Origin of the sequence: Thauera sp. SDU_THAU2 (assembly GCF_038260575.1) — a bacterium.
Classification (GTDB): domain Bacteria; phylum Pseudomonadota; class Gammaproteobacteria; order Burkholderiales; family Rhodocyclaceae; genus Thauera.
On the sequence record NZ_JBBWUN010000003.1, the window covers coordinates 4452560 to 4469390 of the forward strand.

Below are 16831 nucleotides of genomic sequence, written 5' to 3' on the forward strand. Positions count from 1 at the left end.
TGAATCGAGGCCCGCTCGAGCCTCGATCTTGAAACCGGAAATGAAGGCAGAGCGCCCGATTTCCTTCGTAACTGTTTGATCTGGCGGAACTTCATGAAGCGCCGCAGCAGCAGTGCGGCGCATTATCCATGAATGCCCGAGGGCTGGCAACATTTCGCGGCAGGGGCTGCAGTGCAGCCCCATGAAGCCCGCGGCATACAATCGGCCGAACCCCGCAGGAGAGCATCCGGATGCGCCACATACTTGTCTATGCCGATTCCTTGTCGTGGGGAATCATCCCGACGACGCGCAAGCGTCTGGATTTCGATCGGCGATGGCCGGGTGTCATGGAGGCGTCGCTGTGTTCTTCAGGCCGGCGGGTTCGCGTCATCGAGGACTGCCTGAATGGCCGGCGCACCGTGTGGGACGATCCGTTCAAGCCGGGCCGCAACGGCCTCGTCGGCCTGGCGCAGCGGATGGAGATCCATTCGCCGCTCGACCTGGTCGTCCTGATGCTTGGAACGAACGACTTTCAATCGATGCACGAACACAATGCCTGGCATTCGTCCCAGGGCATCCTCGCCCTCGTGTCGGCCATCCGCACTGCGCCCATCGAGCCCGGCATGCCGGTGCCGCCCATTCTCGTGATTGCGCCGCCGGCCATCGAGCGTCCGAAAGGGCCGATCGCGCCGAAATTCGAAGGCGGCGAAACCAAGTGCATCGGGCTGGCTGCCGCCTATCGAAAGGCCTGCGATGAAGCCGGCTGCCATTTCTTCGACGCGGGCAGCGTCACCGCATCGAGCAGGGTCGATGGCGTGCATCTCGATCCGGAGCAGCACGAGGCACTCGGCAAGGCGGTGTCCAGTGTGGTGAAGGCCCTGATTTTCAAGGACTGAGCATTCGCACGTCCCGTGCCTGGCTGGTGAAGCTGGCGGAACGGGGAGGTGCGCTGCTGGGCAAGGCACTGCCCGCCCATTACGCATGGGTGGCGAACCTGATGTGCCACTTCAGTGCCGGGGAACGGCAACTGCTGAAGCAGCTCATGAGCAAGCTGCATCAGGCGGGCGTGGCGAAGTAGTTCAGGGGCATCCGGACGGCGGGCCGGAGGTTTTCGAGGCACAGGAAAGTATCGTTGCCGTAAATGTGTAGTCAGCTGTATTTCAGTTGGGAACCAATATCGCGCCGGATGCCTGCTGCCAACATGTGCATGCCGCCTGCCGGTCATGCACGAAACCGACCGTTCCTTTGCCTTTACCAAGGAAATCGGGCATGACCACAACCCATTCCGCCGAATCCCCGGCGTCCCCGCTTTCACTGCGCAGCAGCAGGCGCACGTCATCGGGCAGGTCGTGCATCACTTCGGCTGCAGCATGACGACGGAAGAACTGCTCGGAGCTCTGGACCATGTATGAACCGGGCTACTACGTGACGGCCAGGCGCGGATGATGCCGGTCGCCATCATCCGTGGCAGGGCTGGCGCGAGCGAGGGCAGGGGGAGCCCCCTGCCCTCGTGTGGCTCAGGAGAAGAACCAGTAGATGAAGCTTGCCACCACGACGGTGGACAGGATGTTCAGCACGAAGCCGACCTTCATCATCTCGGACTGCTTGATGTGCCCGGTACCGAACACGATGGCGTTGGGCGGTGTAGCCACCGGCAGCATGAAGGCGCACGAGGCGCCGATGCCGATCACGACCACCAGGATTTCCTTGGGCATGCCCATCTCGACGGCGATGGCGCCGAACACCGGCACCAGCAGCGCGGCGGAGGCGGTGTTGCTGGTGAACTCGGTCAGGAAGATGATGAACGCGGCCACGGCGAAGATGATGACCAGCGGTGAGGCGTCGCCCAGCCAGCCGGCGAGCGTCTGGCCCAGCACCAGCGAGGTGCCGGACGCACCCATCGCCGCGCTCAAGGTCAGGCCGCCGCCGAACAGCATCAGCACGCCCCAGTCGGTGTTGTCCACGATGTCCTGCCATTTGGCGATGCCCAGGATCACGATCAGGCATGCGGCCAGGATGGCCACCCAGGTGTCCGGCTGGCTGATTCCGAAAGCGTCGGTCAGCGACTTGCCGAAAATCCACGCCACTGCGGTGCATACGAACAGCACCATCGTAGTGACGCGCATGTGGGTCCAGGGAATGTTCTCAGCCTTGAATTCGACCTTGACGTTGAGCTTGGGACGCAGCACGACGTAGAGCGCGAGCAGCATCACCGGCATCATCAGCGCCATCATCGGCAGGCCGACCTTCATCCAGTCGGCGAAGTCGTAGTCCAGTGCCCGGGCGGCGATGGCATTGGGCGGCGAGCCGACCATCGTGCCCATGCCGCCGATGCTGGCGGAGTAGGCGATGCCCAGAAGGATGAACACGAAGGTGCCGCGATCCTTCTTCGAGTCCATGTGCGACAGCAGGCCGAGCGCCAGCGGCAGCATCATGGCCGCCGTGGCGGTATTGGAAATCCACATCGACAGGCCGGCGGTCACGGCGAAGATGGCCAGCACCGCCACGCCCAGATGCCCGCCCGACATGGAAACGATGTACATCGCGATCTTGCGGTCGAGCTGCTGCATGTGCAGCGCCGTGGCCAGCGCGAAGCCGCCGAAGAACAGGAAGATCGTCGGGTCGGCGAAGGTGCGCAATGCCTGGGTGGTGGTGATGGGCTTGAGATCGTCGCCGGTTCCGAACGGCATGCCGAACAGCACGACCAGCACCGGTACCAGCAGAGCGGTGATGGTGATGTGGATCGCCTCGGTCAGCCACAGAATGCCGATGAACAGCAGCAGGCTCAGACCCTTGTTGGCGTTCTGGTCGTAGGGCAGGGTGTTGTACATTGCGATTGCAAGCACTGCCGCGATCGCGATGATGATCCAGCCCTTGACGATGCCGTGTGGCATGGCGTTGGTGGGCGTCTCCATGTGCGGAACACTCATGGCCTCTCCTATGCTTGTGTTGTGATGGTGGGGCCGACGGAGTTTAACAGCGGGATCAGGCCAGTCTGATCCGTAATTTCCCCATAAGATGCAGGGTATATCTTTGCGTCATGATGTCTCCGGCGCTGCACGTACGGCCTGATGCCCATGCTCGCCCGTTGTGCTGCCCGGTCCAGGATGCATGGGAGAGAATGGCGGGATGGATTCGATCTACCTCTTCGTGGCGGCGGGCGCCGTGGTGGCGGGTTTCGTGCAGGGCCTGTCGGGTTTTGCGTTCGGCATGGTGTCGATGTCGATCTGGGCCTGGGTGCTGGAGCCGCGGCTTGCGGCGGTGCTGGCGGTGTTCGGCGCGCTTACCGGACAGGTGATCGCCGCCGTCACGGTGCGCCGCGGTTTCGATCTGCCCAGGCTGCTGCCCTTCGCGCTGGGCGGGCTGGCAGGCGTACCGCTGGGGGTGTGGGTGCTGCCGCATCTCGACGTGGCGGTGTTCAAGGCCGTGCTGGGTACGCTGCTGGTGCTTTGGTGCCCGGCCATGCTGATGTCGGCCGGATTGCCGCGCATCGAGCGCGGCGGGCGGCTGGCCGATGCGGTGGTAGGCATGGCGGGCGGGGTGATGGGCGGCATCGGCGGTTTCACCGGCGTGCTGCCCACGCTGTGGTGCACCTTGCGCGGCTGGCCCAAGGACCAGCAGCGGGCAGTGATCCAGAACTTCAATCTGGCGATGCTTGCGGTGACGATGGGAAGCTACCTCGCCACCGGCATCGTCACGGCAAGCCATCTGCCTTTCTTCGGCATCGTGGTGCTGGCGGTGCTGGTGCCGGTGCTGCTGGGCGCGCGGCTGTATGTCGGCATCAGCGAGGAACGTTTCCGCCAGATCGTGCTGGGGCTGCTGACCGCATCCGGCGTGGCGCTGCTGGCGTCGTCCGTGCCGGTGCTGGCGCGGCGCTTGCTGTGAGGCGCTATACTGGCGGGCGGAGATGGCATTCCTCCCTTAACCGCCGCAGCGTGCGGCTGATGATGCCTGCGACTGGCCGGACAGGCCGCGTAGGTGCGTGCTGCCTGTCCTCGATGACAATTCAATGATGAGGACGATTCGGCAATGTGGAAACCCATCATCGCCATTGCCGTGGGTGCAGCGCTTGGCGGCCTGCTGCGCTGGGGTCTGGGTCTCAAGCTCAACAGCCTGTTCCCGGACATGCCGCCCGGCACGCTGGCGGCCAATCTGATCGCCGGCTACGTGGTCGGTCTCGCGATGGCCTTTTTCGCCCAGATGCCCAGCCTGTCGCCCGAGTGGCGCCTGTTGGTCATCACCGGTTTCTGCGGCGGCCTGTCCACCTTCTCGACCTTCTCGGCCGAGATCGTTCATCTGTTGCAGCGAGGCCTGTACGCAGGTGCGATGGGGGCGGTCGCCATTCACGTCGCGGGCTCGGTGGCGATGACGCTGCTGGGCGTCGCCACGGTGGCGTGGCTGCGCTCCTCCTGATGCGGCGTCAGCCGTTGGTGGAAGCCGTGCCGGCGGCGCCGGCATCGGACACCTGCCGCCTCGTCGCCAGCGCAAGCGCCACCACCGCCAGCGCGAGCGGCACGAAGGACACCCACAGCACCGCGTTCCAGCCGTAGGCCGACAGCAGTCCGCCCGACGAGAACGAACCCAGCGCCATCAGGCCGAACACGATGAAGTCGTTGAACGACTGCACCCGCGTCTTCTCTTCCGGCCGGTGGCACTCCAGCACCAGCGCGGAAGCGCCGAGGAAGCCGAAGTTCCAGCCCAGGCCCAGCAGGATCAGCGCCCACCAGAAGTGCACGACTTCCGCGCCGACCAGCCCGGCGGCAGCGGACAGGCCGATGAGCAGCAGGCCCGCCGTCGCCACCCGCCCGGCGCCGAAGCGGCCGATCAGGCTGCCGGTGAAGAAGCTGGGCGCATACATGGCGATGACGTGCCACTGCAGGCCCAGATTGGCCGATGCCTGGGAATGCCCGTGCATGTGCATCGCCAGCGGAGCGGCTGTCATCAGGAAGTTCATCAGCATGTAAGACACCGCGCCGCAGACCGCGGCGGCGACGAAGCGCGGCTGGCGCGCGATCACGGCGAGCGGGCGGCCCCCGCCGGCCATTTCGTCCGCTGTCGGCATCGGCAAGCGCACGCCGAGCAAGATGAAGGCCGAGATCGCCGCGACTGCCGCCTGCACCAGGTAGGTGGCGGCGAACAGGTGCGGCTGCCACAGATCCATCGTCCAGGTCACGAGTTGCGGTCCGACCACGCCCGCCGCCACGCCGCCGGCCATCACCAGTGACAGCGCCCGTGCCCGGCGATGGGGCGCCACGCCGTCGGCGGCGGCGAAGCGGAAGCTCTGCACCACGGCCGCATAGCTGCCGGCGAAGAAGGTGGCAACACAGAACAGCCAGAACGAATCGATGATGACCGCAACAAATGCCAGCAGTCCGGCCAGCACGCCGGCCGCGGCGCCGGCCAGGAAGGCCGCCAGCCGCCCCCGGCGCCGTGCCAGCGCCCCCAGCGGCAGGATGCAGGCCGCCATGCCGACCACGAAAATGGACACGGGCAGGGTCGCCAGCATCGGCGACGGTGCCAGTGCGTTGCCGACGATGGCGCCGGTGGCGAAGATCACCACCGCGTTCGCGCCGGCCAGTGCCTGCGCGATGGCAAGCCGCCAGATGTTGCCGCGCTGGGTTTGCTCCGGCAGCAGGTCGGGGGTGGAGGGCATGGTGGCGGTGTGCTCGTCGGTCATTGTTTTTTGGTCGTGCCGCGATGGACTGCCTGTGCTCACATCCGGCTGAGCGCCAGCACGGCGAATCGCGCCAGCAGGCCGGCTGCTTCGGGCGTCGGATGGGCGGCGGCGCCGGATGCCGGGGTGAGCCGGTCGAGATAAGCTTGCATCGCAGCGGCGGAAAACTCGGGGTGGAATTGTACGCCCCAGGCGCATTTGCCGATGCGAAACGCCTGATGCGGTTCATGCGCGTTGTACGCCAGCCGGGTGGCGCCGGGCGGCAGCTCCAGCGCCGATTGCCGATGGACGAGCTGGGCGGGGAAACTGTCGGGCAAGGCCGAGAACAAGGGGTCTTGCCGGGCGGCGGGCGTCAACTCGATGCTGCGGGTGCCGATTTCCAGCCCCGCCGGATGGTCGTCGACCCGCCCGCCCAGTGCATGGGCGAGCAACTGGTGGCCGTAGCAGATGCCGAGCACGGGCACCTCCGCCTCCACGCAGGCGTTCAGCCATTGCCCCAGCCGCTCGCTCCAGGCGGCGCGTTCGCTCACCATCGCATGCGAGCCGGTGACGACCACGCCCGCGATGTCGGCCGGGTCCGGCAAGACAGGGCCGGTGCGCGCATCCAGGCAGCGGTGCGGAGCGGATGGTCCGAGTCCGGCGGCAATCCAGTCGCCGAAATCGCCTGCCGAATCCCGGGAATGACGGATTTCGGGATGGGGCTCGCCGGTGACGGCGATGAGGATGGGCTTCTGCATGGAGCGTGCTATATCGAAAGGGAAGGGGTGCCTGCAATTTTAGCGCTCCGGCGTCGATGTCGATCGGATGCACCGGCAGGCTGCAGGCCCCGTGCTGGCGCGAGGCGATCGGCGACGGTACTCTCTCGCGTGTCTCGATCCACGGAGAGGTCCATCGTGAAGCGCGTCCTTCTGCCCGCCTTGCTGTTCGCCGTCCCCATCTTGTCCCATGCCGGCACCGAGGCGGAAGAAAGGCTGGAAGCCCTGGGCCTGCTGATCAAGCATTCGGAGACCGTGGCGTGCGACACCACCTTCCGCGGCCACAAGTCCGCCAGGGAATTGCTCAAGAACGTCCATACCATCGAGCGCGACGAGGAAATCGGCAGCGCCACCTACTACATCCTGTGGGGCGGTGACATGGGCTGCAATCGCGGCGCGGGCACGTCCTCCTGGTTCGTCAGCGAAGTCGGACGCCATTCGGATTCGAGGCCGTTCATGGTCCGGACCAACCATGCTTTCGGCGAGCGCTTCGCCAGCGAGGTCAATCCGAGGTTCATCAGGGAACTGCAGAGGACGGGCGACAGGCAATTCGTCGTCGTTTCGTCCGAGCTTGCCGGGAACGATGCCAACAATTTTCCCAGCAGCCGGTATCGATACACGCTGGAGATGCAGCAAGGGGTCTGGCAGGTGGTCGACAAGAAGTTTCTCGGCAGGAACGAGTATTGATGCTTCATCGCAGCGAGCCGGCGGTTGCCGGCTTCCGAGGCGTGTTGATGCGCCGCCGTCAGCATCAGGCTCGCGGCGAACTTCATCCCGGCCGGCAGCGGAATCGCCGGCCCGATCATTGTTTCTCGAGAAACACCGTCCGTCTGATTTCGTCCTGGACGACGGGCAGAAAACCGGCGTCGATCACGAAGCTGCAGCCGATGCCCTTCTGGGCGGCCGGCGTCAGGACGCCGTGCAAGTCCTCCATGAAGATGGAAGTCTCGTCGGCCACGTCGCGAATTTCTTCCACGTCTTCAGGGCAGTGCTCGCGCAGCGTGGCTTCGATCACCCACTGGCCGTGCTCGTGGCACAGCACGATCCTCCTGAGGTTGGGAGAAATCGCACCCAGCAGTCCCTGCATCAGCATGAGCTGCACCCAGTTCCAGTCCTCGTTGGTCGGCATCAGAAATTCCAGACGAAGCTTTGGCCGTTCCCGGTGAGCATCACCGAGCTCCGGGAGGCTTTGCAGGCCCAGCGCTGGATCGTTCGGTCGAGCGAGGCGCCGGGTTCGAACAGGCAATCCGGGTCGAATACCACGGCGCAGCGCTCCGCCGGAGCCCGCGCCGACTCGTAGCTCAGCCACTGCACCTCGCGTTCCCGGGCAGCGGCGGCCACGGCGTGGGTGGCGCCGTAGCCGCTGCCATGCGTCCATGCGGTGTGCGCCCGTACCCAGGGTTCGGACATCAGGTCGATCGATGTTCCCTCGATCCTGGCCCGGAAGAAACTATGCTCGGTGAGCAGTACTTCGTCCTGCAGGCCCATGCTGTCGATGATGAAGCGGTGGCGCCAGTATGCGACTTCGGCGCAGGCGCCGTAGATGTTTTCGGCGCCGTACCACTGGCCCTTCGACCTCGGCGGGCGGAAGCGGCTCGCGTGGGCGGGGTTGTAGCGGAACGGGGTGATCAGCAGGTAATGCTTGGGACGGGCCGTGTGCGGCAGCGCCGGCTTGCTGCCTTCCAGCAGCGATTCCAGCAGGTCCTGTTCTTCCGGCGTATCCACCAGGCGCATCGTCGATACCACGTGCTGCGCTTCGACACCGCGCCACGCATTCATGCTGCGCACGGCTATCGAGCCGTCGAACCACCGCGAGTCCCAGGACGTCACGAGGGTGCCCGCATGCCGTCGAGGTAGTTCAGCGCGGCGACCAGCCCTTCGGCCTTCTGGACCAGCTTGCGGGGCTCTCCACCGAGCGCATCATTCGGGCTGTTCATCCAGGCGAGGCGCTTCTGGTCGTCCGTGCCCACCAGCGCATCCAGCGACCGGTACACGCGCACCAGAAGCAGCGCCAGCTCGCCCTCCTTCGATTCCGGGTCGATGCGCTTGTCGCCCTTCAGGATGCGTGAGACGGTCGGTTCGCTGACGCCGATGGTACGCGCGAGCGCCGCGCCTGAAAGCCCGAGCAAGCGGCCCGCTCTGGCCGTGGCTTTTGCCAGCACTTCACCGGGATCGGCTTTTGTCACGATGCCTTGCTTCATGGCGTTCCCCTTTTGGGTGCGGCGATTTCTGTGGAAATATTATTGATCAGATGCCGAATATTTTCACGGAAAATTGAAGCCTTGCAGCCGGTGTGCGCTTCGTACGAGGAGATAATCTGGCTCGCAGTGTCCGGAAACGAAAAAAGGAGCCGAAGCTCCTTTTTTCTGCAACCCTGCGGCTGCGCCGTACTGGAGCGGGAAACGAGTCTCGAACTCGCGACCTCAACCTTGGCAAGGTTGCGCTCTACCAACTGAGCTATTCCCGCGTAAAACCTCTGGCTGGCCAGGCAGTTGCCTGGTGCCCATGGGCAGGATCGAACTGCCGACCTCTCCCTTACCAAGGGAGTGCTCTACCACTGAGCCACATGGGCAGTTCCTGCCTGTTCCCGGCTCGTTCAGAGCCGGGATTGAAAAGGCCGACCCTTGCGAATCGGCCTTTCATGTTGTCTGGTGGGGGCACAAGGACTCGAACCTTGGACCAATTGATTAAGAGTCAACTGCTCTACCAACTGAGCTATACCCCCGGTGCCTTGCGGCGGATCGGCGTTTCCGTCGATCAAGAGCCGCGAATTATAGAGAGGCTTCCTGCCCGGCGCAACATCCGCGCGGATATTTTTTGCTCAGGCGAGGATGCGGCCCGCACGCCGCCGCGTACCGACGCCTGCCAGGCCGGCGAGCCCCTGTCCGCCGTGGGCATGGCAGATGGCGCAGGCGAGCGCGTCGGCGGCGTCGGGGCTGGGGCAGGCATCGAGCGCGAGCAGGCGCTGCACCATGTGCTGAACCTGTTCCTTGGCCGCCTTGCCGTAGCCGACCACCGACTGCTTGACCTGAAGCGCGGTGTATTCGGCCACCGGCAGTTCGCAGGACACCGCACCGCAGATCACCGCGCCGCGCGCCTGTCCCAGCAGCAGCGTGGACTGCGGGTTGACGTTGACGAAGACCTTCTCGACCGCGACGACGTCGGGCTGGTAGGTGGCGATGACCTCGCGCACGCCGTCGAGCAGGGTCTTGAGGCGGCCGGGCAGTTCGCCGTCGGCGGTCTTGATGCAACCGCTGGCGACGTAGCGGAGCTGGCTGCCGAGCTGGTCAACCAGGCCGAAGCCGGTGATGCGCAACCCCGGGTCCAGCCCGAGGATGCGGGTGGTGACGCTGCGCGAGGCGGCGGCCTTGCTCAAATCTGCACGGCGGTGCCGCTGACGCACACCATCAGCATGCCGTTGTCCGCGCCCAGCACTTCGTAATCGACGTCGATGCCGATGACCGCATTGGCGCCGAGCTTCTTCGCTTCCGCTTCCATCTCGTTCATCGCGATGCGGCGGGCGTCGGACAGCGTGCGTTCGTAGGCGCCGGCGCGGCCGCCGACGACGTTGCGGATCGACGCGAACATGTCCTTGAAGATGTTCGCGCCGATGATGGCTTCGCCGTTTACGACGCCCAGATACTGGCGCACCGGGCGGTTTTCGAGCGTGGACGTGGTGGTCATCAGCATGATCTGTTCTCCGCTTTGGGGGGAAACCGCATTCTAGCCCTTGCGGGCGAGCCAGACGCCAGCCACTGCCACGGCCATGCCGGCGAGCGCGATGGCGCTCAGCGTCTCGCCGAACATCGCCCAGGCGATCAGTGCGGTGGTTGGCGGCGTGAGATAGAACAGGCTGGCGACATTGACCGCGCTGCCGCTGCGGATCAGCAGGTTGAGCAGGCTGATCGCGCCGAGCGACAGCACCAGCACCAGCCACAGCAGGGCGAAGATGAAGTCGCCGCTCCAGTCGATGGCCATCGTTTCGGTCTGGCTGGCGAGCAGCGCGGTGACCGCCAGCGTCGGCACGAACTGCACCACCGAGCCGGTGCGCAGGTCGAAGCGCGGGCAGAAGCGCTTCTGGTACAGCGTGCCGGCGGTGATGCCGAGCAGCGCCGCCAGCGCCGGTGTCAGCATGTGCAGCAGGGCCTCGGATGTCACGCCGTCCACCGTCGCCTTGCTGCCGACGACCAGGCCGACGCCGGCGAAGCCCAGCGCCAGTCCTGCCCATTGGCGCGGCGACACGCGTTCGCCCAGCAGCAGCCCGGCGCAGGCCGCGGTCAGCAGCGGCTGCATGCCGACCACCAGCGCCGACACGCCGGCCGGCAGGCCGCGGTCGATCGACATGAACACGCCGCCCAGGTACAGCGCATGCACCAGCAGGCCGGTGACGCCGATGTGGAAAGCTTCGCTCGGACTGGAGGGCCAGGGCGCGCGCATGAGCAGCGCCAGCGCCGTCATCAGCGCGATCACCAGCACGTAGCGGGCGGCCAGGAAGGTCAGCGGCTCGGCATAGGGCAGGCCGAACTTGGCGCCGATGAAACCGGTACTCCACAGCAGCACGAACAGCAGCGGCGTCAGGCGCTGGACCCAGGGCGAAGAAAAGGCGGTGGACGGCATGGTCGGAGGGGGGGCTGGGGCAGCGGAAAAGAAAGCGGCGCCGGGCGCCGCTGTCGGGTGCGTGCGGTCGAAGGCCGCCAGCTTACTCGCCGATCTCCGCCGAGGTATAGACCTCCTGGACGTCGTCGAGGGACTCCAGTGCGTCGAGCAACTTCTGCATGCGCACGGCCTCGTCGCCGGACAGCTCGATGACGTTCTCCGGCTTCATCGTCACTTCGCCGAATTCGGCGGTGAAACCGGCCTGTTCCAGCGCTTCCTTCACCGTGGTGAACTCCCACGGGCCGGTGATGACTTCGATCGAGCCGTCGTCGTTGGTGAGAACGTCCTCGGCGCCGGCGTCGAGCGCCGCTTCCATCAGCGTGTCCTCGTCGGTGCCCGGGGCGAACAGCAACTGGCCGCAGTGCTTGAACTGGAAGGCCACGCAGCCGTCGGTGCCCATGTTGCCGCCGTACTTGGAGAAGGCGTGGCGCACGTCGGCGACGGTGCGGGTCTTGTTGTCGGTCAGGCAGTCGACCATCACCGCCGAGCCGCCGATGCCGTAGCCTTCGTAGCGGGTTTCCTCGTAGCTGACGCCCTCGAGTTCACCGGTGCCTTTCTTGATCGCGTTGTCGATCTTGTCCTTGGGCATGTTGATGCCCTTGGCCTTGTCCACCGCCAGGCGCAGGCGCGGGTTGAAGCTGGGGTCGCCTCCGCCCATCTTGGCGGCGACGGTGATTTCCTTCGCCAGCTTGGAGAACGCGGCGCCGCGCTTCTCGTCCTGGCGCCCCTTGCGGTGCTGAATATTGGCCCACTTCGAATGACCAGCCATAAGACCCTCGATACTGCCGTAAGCGGTTGAAAGTTGCGCAGTAGTCCAACCCGCTGGCGCCCGGCCGCACGCCGCGCATCACCTGCGCTCGTCGCTGTGCTGTTTCGGCTTGCCATCGGCCGTCGCCGGTGCCGCTGGCGGCCTGATAAACTCGGGCGCGATGCGGGTGCCCCGCCGACCACATGACCACTCCGGAGTGATGCGATGACCGAAGCGCTGCTGATTGCCAAGACCGCCGACAAGGAAGTCCACCTGCTGCCGCGCCTGGCCAACCGCCACGGTCTGATCACCGGCGCGACCGGCACCGGCAAGACGGTGACGCTGCAGAAGCTGGCCGAATCCTTCGCTTCCATCGGCGTGCCGGTGTTCATGGCCGACGTCAAGGGCGACCTGTCGGGCATCGGCGCGGCGGGGACCAAATCCGACAAGCTGATGCAGCGCCTGGCCGCGATCGGCATCGACGAATACACGCCGCGCGCCAACACCGTGGTGTTCTGGGACGTGTTCGGCGAGCAGGGCCATCCGGTGCGCGCCACCATCTCCGACATGGGGCCGCTGCTGATCTCCCGCCTGCTGAATCTCAACGATACCCAGACCGGCGTGCTGACGCTGGTGTTCAAGGTCGCCGACGACAACGGCCTACTGCTGCTCGACCTCAAGGACCTGCGCGCGATGGTGCAGCATGTCGGCGAGAACGCGAAGCGCTTCACCACCGAGTACGGCAACATCTCCACCGCGTCGATCGGCGCCATCCAGCGCAACCTGCTGGCGCTGGAGCAGCAGGGCGGCGACCTGTTCTTCGGCGAGCCGATGCTCGACATCGCCGACCTGATGCAGGCCGATGCCGACGGCCGCGGCGTCATCAACGTGCTCGCCGCCGACCGCCTGTACAACTCGCCCAAGCTGTACTCCACCTTCCTGCTGTGGATGCTGTCCGAACTGTTCGAGCAGCTGCCGGAAGTGGGCGATCCCGACAAGCCGAAGATGGTGTTCTTCTTCGACGAAGCCCACCTGCTGTTCAACGATGCGCCCAAGGCGCTGATCGAGAAGATCGAGCAGGTCGTGCGCCTGATCCGCTCCAAGGGCGTCGGCGTCTATTTCGTCACCCAGAACCCGCTCGACGTGCCCGAGACCGTGCTCGGCCAGCTCGGCAACCGCGTCCAGCATGCGCTGCGCGCCTTCACCCCGCGCGACCAGAAGGCGGTGAAGACCGCCGCCGACACCATGCGGCCGAACCCGGCTTTCGACGCCGCGGCGGCGATCACCGAGCTGGGCGTGGGCGAAGCGCTGGTGTCCTTCCTCGACGAAAAGGGCAGGCCGCAGATCACCGAGCGCTGCTTCGTCATCGCGCCGGATTCGCGCCTCGGACCGCTGAGCGAAGCCGAACGCCGGGCGGCGATCGCCGGCTCGGTCATCTACGGCCACTACGAGAAGGCGGTCGATCGCGAATCGGCCTACGAAATCCTGCGTGCCCAGGCCGACAGCAAGACCGCGGCGGCACCGGCGAAACCGGGCGCTGCCGGCAGCGACGACAACGGCAACATGCTCAACGACATCCTGTTCGGCACCACCGGTCCGCGTGGCGGCCAGCGTGACGGCCTGGTGCAGATCGCCGCCAAGACGGTGACGCGTACCGTGGGTAGCAACCTCGGTCGCCAGATCGTGCGCGGCCTGCTCGGCTCGCTGCTCGGCGGCAAGCGCTGACGAGTCCGATTGGCTGAAGTACTGTCATGCCGGCCAAGCTTTCGTAGCGGCTTTAGCCGCGAAAACGGCCGTGTTGCCGCGCTGAGCGTAAAGTCGCTCCGGAAAGCTTATTGCGGCTGGGCGCCCCGGCTTCAGGCCAGATCCAGCCGCTTGCAGATCTCGGTGGTCAGGGCCGCCTGGTTCATGCTGTAGAAGTGCAGGCCGGGCGCACCGGCGGCGATCAGCTTGCTGCACAGCTCGGTGACCACGTCGAGGCCGAAGGCGCGGATCGAGCCGCTGTCGTCGCCGAAGGCCTCGAACTTGCGGCGCATCCAGCGCGGAATCTCGGCGCCGCAGGCATCGGAGAAGCGTGCCAGCTTGCTGAAGCTGCCGATCGGCATGATGCCGGGCACGATGGGGAGGTCGAGCCCCATCTTGCGGACCTCGTCGACGAAGTGCAGGTAGGCGTCGAAGTTGTAGAAATACTGCGTGATCGCCGAATTGGCGCCGGCTTCGGCCTTGCGCTTGAAAGCGAGCAGGTCGTCCTTCGGGCTGCGCGCCTGCGGATGCCATTCGGGGTAGGCCGCCACTTCGATCGAGAAGCGGTCGCCCGTCTCGGCGCGGATGAATTCCACCAGTTCGTTGGCGTAGCGGAACTCGCCTGCATCGCCCACGCCCGAGGGCAGGTCGCCGCGCAGCGCGACGATGCGGCGGATCCCGGCCTCGGCGTACTCCTGCAGGATCTCGCGGATGCTGTCGCGGGTCGAGCCGACGCAGGACAGGTGCGGCGCGGCCTCGAAACCGGCGGCGGCGATTTCCTTTACGGTGGCAAAAGTGCGTTCGCGGGTGGAGCCGCCGGCGCCGTAGGTGACGGAGAAGAAGGCCGGCTTCAGCGCTGCCAGCCGGTCGCGCGTGGTGCGCAGTTTTTCCCGCGCCTTCGGCGGTGGTGGGCGGGAAGAACTCGATCGAGATTTCAGTGTGGTTCATGCTGTGTCGGAATCGGTTTTGCCACCGGATGCACGGATGGCGTGGAAGAAGAATTCGCGGTTGCCGTCGCCGCCGGTGATCGGTGAATCGAACCAGTCGAGCACGATCAGCCCGGCCTCGTGCGCGGCGGCGCGCAGCCTGGCCTCGACGCCGGCATACAGCGCGGCATCGCGCACGATGCCGCCCTTGCCGAGGCCTTGCGGGCCGACTTCGAACTGCGGCTTCACCAGCGCCAGCACATGGCCGTCCAGCGACAGCAGCGCGGGCCATTGCGGCAGCAGCAGCGTCAGCGAAATGAAGCTGGCGTCGCACACCAGCAGGTCGAAACCCTGCGGCGGGAAATGCTCGCCCAGCGCAGCGGCGTCCAGATGGCGGGCATTGATGCCTTCGAGCGTGACGCAGCGCGGCTCGGCCGCCAGGCGCGGGTGAAGCTGGCCGTGGCCCACTTCGACGCCGACCACCTTCGCCGCACCGGCCTGCAGCAGGCAGTCGGTGAAGCCGCCGGTCGACTGGCCGACGTCGAGGCAGATTGCGCCATGCACGTCGAGTCCGCTGTGCGCCAGCGCGCCTTCGAGCTTCAGCGCGCCGCGCGAGACGAAGCGGTCGCTGTCGTCCGCTGCCACCGTCAATTGGGCATCGGGCGGCAGTACCTGCGCCGGCTTGGCCAGCGGCTGGCCTTCATGGCTGACGAGGCCTGCCTCGATCAGTGCCCGCGCGGCGGTGCGCGAAGGCGCAAGCCCTCGCGCCACCAGCAACTGGTCGGCACGCAGCATGCCGTGGCGCTCGGCCGGCGTCCTGGCTTCCGCCGGCTGGCGCGGCCGTCCCTGGCGGGCATGGAAGGAGTTCATGCTCATGCGGACGGCCCCACGATGTGCTCAGTAGCGGTAGTGCTCGGGCTTGTACGGCCCTGCCACCGGCACGCCGATGTAGTCGGCCTGGGCCTGGCTCAGCACGGTCAGCCTGGCGCCGATCTTCTTCAGATGCAGGCGGGCGACCATTTCGTCGAGCTGCTTGGGCAGCACATAGACGCCGACCGGGTACTCGGCGGTCTTGGCGAACAGCTCGATCTGCGCCAGCGTCTGGTTGGCGAAGGAGTTGCTCATGACGAAGCTGGGGTGGCCGGTGGCGCAGCCCAGGTTCACCAGGCGGCCTTCGGCCAGCAGGATGATGCGCTTGCCGTCGGGGAAGATGATGTGGTCGACCTGCGGCTTGATGTTCTCCCACTGGTACTGGCGCAGGCTGGCGACTTCGATCTCGGAGTCGAAGTGGCCGATGTTGCAGACGATGGCGTTGTTCTTCATCGCCTTCATGTGATCGTGGGTGATCACGCCGACGTTGCCGGTGGTGGTGACGAAGATGTCGCCGAGCGCGGCGGCTTCTTCCATGGTGACGACGCGGAAGCCTTCCATCGCCGCCTGCAGCGCGCAGATCGGGTCGATCTCGGTGACCCACACGGTGGCGCCGAGGCCGCGCAGCGACTGGGCGCAGCCCTTGCCGACGTCGCCGTAGCCCAGCACCACGCCGATCTTGCCGGCGATCATCACGTCGGTGGCGCGCTTGATGCCGTCGACCAGCGATTCGCGGCAGCCGTACAGGTTGTCGAACTTGGACTTGGTGACCGAATCATTGACGTTGATCGCCGGGAACTTCAACTCGCCGCGGGCGTGCATCTGGTACAGGCGGTGCACGCCGGTGGTGGTTTCCTCGGTGACGCCCTTGATCTGCGCCAGGCGGGTGGAATACCAGCTCGGATCGGTCTTCAGCTTTTCCTTGATGCTGGCGAACAGCACTTCGGCTTCTTCGCTGTCCGGCTTGTCGAGCACCGACAGATCCTGCTCGGCGCGCGCGCCCAGGTGCAGCAGCAGCGTGGCATCGCCGCCGTCGTCGAGGATCATGTTCGAGTAGCCGCCGTCGGCCCATTCGAAGATGCGGTGGGTGTAGTTCCAGTAGTCCTCGAGCGATTCGCCCTTGACCGCGAACACCGGCACGCCCGAGGCGGCGATGGCGGCGGCGGCATGGTCCTGGGTCGAGAAGATGTTGCACGAGGCCCAGCGCACTTCGGCGCCGAGCGCGGTCAGCGTCTCGATCAGCACCGCGGTCTGGATCGTCATGTGCAGCGAGCCGGTGATGCGCGCGCCCTTCAGCGGCTGGCTGGCGGCGTAGTCCTCGCGGATCGCCATCAGGCCGGGCATTTCGGTTTCGGCGATGCGGATTTCCTTGCGGCCCCAGTCGGCAAGCGACAGGTCGGCGACGACGAAATCCTTGAAATCAGCCACAGCGTTCATGTGATGCTCCGTGCTATGGCCGGGAGGGAAGGGGCATGGCGTG

At 65.9% G+C, this 16831-nt stretch carries 19 protein-coding genes, 3 tRNA genes, 1 pseudogene and 1 riboswitch; of the genes and pseudogenes, 6 read left to right on the plus strand and 17 right to left on the minus strand.

All coding sequences use genetic code 11. From position 1 onward, the window contains the following. The first annotated feature begins 230 nt into the window (after positions 1–230). Both AAFL97_RS22500 and AAFL97_RS22505 read left to right on the plus strand, forming a co-directional pair. Positions 231–875 (plus strand): SGNH/GDSL hydrolase family protein, encoded by a 645-nt coding sequence (locus AAFL97_RS22500; RefSeq protein ID WP_341646818.1) that lies wholly within the window; start codon positions 231–233, stop codon positions 873–875. A gap of 26 nt (positions 876–901) precedes the next feature. Continuing rightward, entirely contained in the window at positions 902–1057 is a 156-nt protein-coding gene (locus AAFL97_RS22505) for a hypothetical protein (protein WP_341646819.1), read from the plus strand. 82 nt (positions 1058–1139) lie between these two features. On the opposite strand, the gene AAFL97_RS22510 is transcribed toward AAFL97_RS22505, so the two are convergent. Beyond that, entirely contained in the window at positions 1140–1385 is a 246-nt protein-coding gene (locus tag AAFL97_RS22510) for a hypothetical protein (RefSeq protein ID WP_341646820.1), read from the minus strand. 111 nt (positions 1386–1496) lie between these two features. Continuing rightward, a complete protein-coding gene (locus AAFL97_RS22515) occupies positions 1497–2909 on the minus strand; it encodes an SLC13 family permease (RefSeq protein WP_341646821.1) in 1413 nt (470 codons plus the stop codon). Positions 2910–3108: 199 nt separating this feature from the next. Here AAFL97_RS22515 and AAFL97_RS22520 point away from each other — a divergent pair, with 199 nt between their 5' ends. Both AAFL97_RS22520 and crcB read left to right on the plus strand, forming a co-directional pair. Further along, entirely contained in the window at positions 3109–3864 is a 756-nt protein-coding gene (locus tag AAFL97_RS22520; protein WP_341646822.1) for a sulfite exporter TauE/SafE family protein, read from the plus strand. 9 nt (positions 3865–3873) lie between these two features. Beyond that, a riboswitch (Fluoride riboswitch) is annotated at positions 3874–3940 on the plus strand. A gap of 68 nt (positions 3941–4008) precedes the next feature. Beyond that, the gene (gene crcB, locus AAFL97_RS22525; protein WP_341646823.1) at positions 4009–4392 is read left to right on the plus strand and encodes a fluoride efflux transporter CrcB; all 384 of its coding nucleotides are present in this window, start codon (positions 4009–4011) and stop codon (positions 4390–4392) included. A 7-nt stretch (positions 4393–4399) separates the two neighbouring features. Here the strand turns inward: crcB and AAFL97_RS22530 are convergent, their stop codons facing one another. Continuing rightward, positions 4400–5656 (minus strand): MFS transporter, encoded by a 1257-nt coding sequence (locus AAFL97_RS22530; protein WP_341646824.1) that lies wholly within the window; start codon positions 5654–5656, stop codon positions 4400–4402. Positions 5657–5691: 35 nt separating this feature from the next. Continuing rightward, positions 5692–6390 (minus strand): glutamine amidotransferase, encoded by a 699-nt coding sequence (locus AAFL97_RS22535; protein WP_341646825.1) that lies wholly within the window; start codon positions 6388–6390, stop codon positions 5692–5694. Positions 6391–6546: 156 nt separating this feature from the next. Here AAFL97_RS22535 and AAFL97_RS22540 point away from each other — a divergent pair, with 156 nt between their 5' ends. Further along, complete coding sequence (locus tag AAFL97_RS22540; protein ID WP_341646826.1) at positions 6547–7095, plus strand: hypothetical protein; 549 nt, start codon at positions 6547–6549, stop codon at positions 7093–7095. Between the two features lie 115 nt (positions 7096–7210). On the opposite strand, the gene AAFL97_RS22545 is transcribed toward AAFL97_RS22540, so the two are convergent. The 10 genes from AAFL97_RS22545 to AAFL97_RS22590 form a co-directional block, all read right to left on the minus strand. Next, positions 7211–7537: a hypothetical protein gene (locus AAFL97_RS22545; RefSeq protein WP_341646827.1), complete on the minus strand. Its 327-nt coding sequence runs from the start codon at positions 7535–7537 to the stop codon at positions 7211–7213. Then, complete coding sequence (locus AAFL97_RS22550) at positions 7537–8187, minus strand: RES family NAD+ phosphorylase (protein ID WP_341646828.1); 651 nt, start codon at positions 8185–8187, stop codon at positions 7537–7539. Before AAFL97_RS22550 ends, AAFL97_RS22545 begins: the two co-directional genes overlap by 1 nt. A gap of 47 nt (positions 8188–8234) precedes the next feature. Next, positions 8235–8609 (minus strand): antitoxin Xre-like helix-turn-helix domain-containing protein, encoded by a 375-nt coding sequence (locus tag AAFL97_RS22555; protein WP_341646829.1) that lies wholly within the window; start codon positions 8607–8609, stop codon positions 8235–8237. A 190-nt stretch (positions 8610–8799) separates the two neighbouring features. After that, positions 8800–8875: transfer RNA gene (locus AAFL97_RS22560), tRNA-Gly, on the minus strand. 30 nt (positions 8876–8905) lie between these two features. Next, positions 8906–8980, minus strand: a tRNA-Thr gene (locus AAFL97_RS22565). A 77-nt stretch (positions 8981–9057) separates the two neighbouring features. Further along, positions 9058–9133 (minus strand) — tRNA-Lys (locus tag AAFL97_RS22570). A gap of 96 nt (positions 9134–9229) precedes the next feature. Beyond that, complete coding sequence (ruvC, locus tag AAFL97_RS22575; RefSeq protein ID WP_341646830.1) at positions 9230–9784, minus strand: crossover junction endodeoxyribonuclease RuvC; 555 nt, start codon at positions 9782–9784, stop codon at positions 9230–9232. Continuing rightward, positions 9781–10098, minus strand: coding sequence for a heavy metal-binding domain-containing protein (locus tag AAFL97_RS22580; protein WP_341646831.1), 318 nt, complete (start codon positions 10096–10098; stop codon positions 9781–9783). The genes ruvC and AAFL97_RS22580 overlap by 4 nt, the downstream gene beginning before the upstream one ends. Before the next feature lie 33 nt (positions 10099–10131). Beyond that, on the minus strand, positions 10132–11025 hold the full coding sequence (locus tag AAFL97_RS22585) for a DMT family transporter (RefSeq protein ID WP_341646832.1): 894 nt from the start codon (positions 11023–11025) through the stop codon (positions 10132–10134). Positions 11026–11107: 82 nt separating this feature from the next. Then, positions 11108–11833, minus strand: a complete 726-nt coding sequence (locus AAFL97_RS22590) for a YebC/PmpR family DNA-binding transcriptional regulator (RefSeq protein WP_263461507.1) — start codon at positions 11831–11833, stop codon at positions 11108–11110. A gap of 204 nt (positions 11834–12037) precedes the next feature. Here AAFL97_RS22590 and AAFL97_RS22595 point away from each other — a divergent pair, with 204 nt between their 5' ends. Beyond that, the gene (locus tag AAFL97_RS22595) at positions 12038–13537 is read left to right on the plus strand and encodes a helicase HerA-like C-terminal domain-containing protein (RefSeq protein ID WP_341646833.1); all 1500 of its coding nucleotides are present in this window, start codon (positions 12038–12040) and stop codon (positions 13535–13537) included. A gap of 131 nt (positions 13538–13668) precedes the next feature. On the opposite strand, the pseudogene metF reads toward AAFL97_RS22595, so the two are convergent. From metF to ahcY, 3 genes and pseudogenes are all read right to left on the minus strand, one after another. After that, a pseudogene (gene metF, locus AAFL97_RS22600) lies at positions 13669–14503 on the minus strand (methylenetetrahydrofolate reductase [NAD(P)H]). Next, entirely contained in the window at positions 14500–15357 is an 858-nt protein-coding gene (locus AAFL97_RS22605; RefSeq protein WP_341646834.1) for a TlyA family RNA methyltransferase, read from the minus strand. The pseudogene metF and the gene AAFL97_RS22605 overlap by 4 nt, the downstream one beginning before the upstream one ends. 21 nt (positions 15358–15378) lie before the next feature. After that, positions 15379–16788: an adenosylhomocysteinase gene (gene ahcY, locus AAFL97_RS22610; RefSeq protein WP_341646835.1), complete on the minus strand. Its 1410-nt coding sequence runs from the start codon at positions 16786–16788 to the stop codon at positions 15379–15381. Between the last annotated feature and the right edge of the window lie 43 nt (positions 16789–16831).

Bases quoted from the DNA above. Each gene is read 5' to 3' on its own strand.
- AAFL97_RS22550 (WP_341646828.1), bottom strand. From the start codon at position 8,187: ATGAATGCGTGGCGCGGTGTCGAAGCGCAGCACGTGGTATCGACGATG.
- AAFL97_RS22520 (WP_341646822.1), top strand. From the start codon at position 3,109: ATGGATTCGATCTACCTCTTCGTGGCGGCGGGCGCCGTGGTGGCGGGT.
- AAFL97_RS22580 (WP_341646831.1), bottom strand. From the start codon at position 10,098: ATGCTGATGACCACCACGTCCACGCTCGAAAACCGCCCGGTGCGCCAG.
- crcB (WP_341646823.1), top strand. From the start codon at position 4,009: ATGTGGAAACCCATCATCGCCATTGCCGTGGGTGCAGCGCTTGGCGGC.
- AAFL97_RS22605 (WP_341646834.1), bottom strand. From the start codon at position 15,357: ATGAGCATGAACTCCTTCCATGCCCGCCAGGGACGGCCGCGCCAGCCG.
- AAFL97_RS22500 (WP_341646818.1), top strand. From the start codon at position 231: ATGCGCCACATACTTGTCTATGCCGATTCCTTGTCGTGGGGAATCATC.
- AAFL97_RS22595 (WP_341646833.1), top strand. From the start codon at position 12,038: ATGACCGAAGCGCTGCTGATTGCCAAGACCGCCGACAAGGAAGTCCAC.
- ahcY (WP_341646835.1), bottom strand. From the start codon at position 16,788: ATGAACGCTGTGGCTGATTTCAAGGATTTCGTCGTCGCCGACCTGTCG.
- AAFL97_RS22555 (WP_341646829.1), bottom strand. From the start codon at position 8,609: ATGAAGCAAGGCATCGTGACAAAAGCCGATCCCGGTGAAGTGCTGGCA.
- AAFL97_RS22590 (WP_263461507.1), bottom strand. From the start codon at position 11,833: ATGGCTGGTCATTCGAAGTGGGCCAATATTCAGCACCGCAAGGGGCGC.
- AAFL97_RS22585 (WP_341646832.1), bottom strand. From the start codon at position 11,025: ATGCCGTCCACCGCCTTTTCTTCGCCCTGGGTCCAGCGCCTGACGCCG.
- AAFL97_RS22510 (WP_341646820.1), bottom strand. From the start codon at position 1,385: ATGGTCCAGAGCTCCGAGCAGTTCTTCCGTCGTCATGCTGCAGCCGAA.
- AAFL97_RS22535 (WP_341646825.1), bottom strand. From the start codon at position 6,390: ATGCAGAAGCCCATCCTCATCGCCGTCACCGGCGAGCCCCATCCCGAA.
- AAFL97_RS22515 (WP_341646821.1), bottom strand. From the start codon at position 2,909: ATGAGTGTTCCGCACATGGAGACGCCCACCAACGCCATGCCACACGGC.
- AAFL97_RS22530 (WP_341646824.1), bottom strand. From the start codon at position 5,656: ATGACCGACGAGCACACCGCCACCATGCCCTCCACCCCCGACCTGCTG.
- AAFL97_RS22545 (WP_341646827.1), bottom strand. From the start codon at position 7,537: ATGCCGACCAACGAGGACTGGAACTGGGTGCAGCTCATGCTGATGCAG.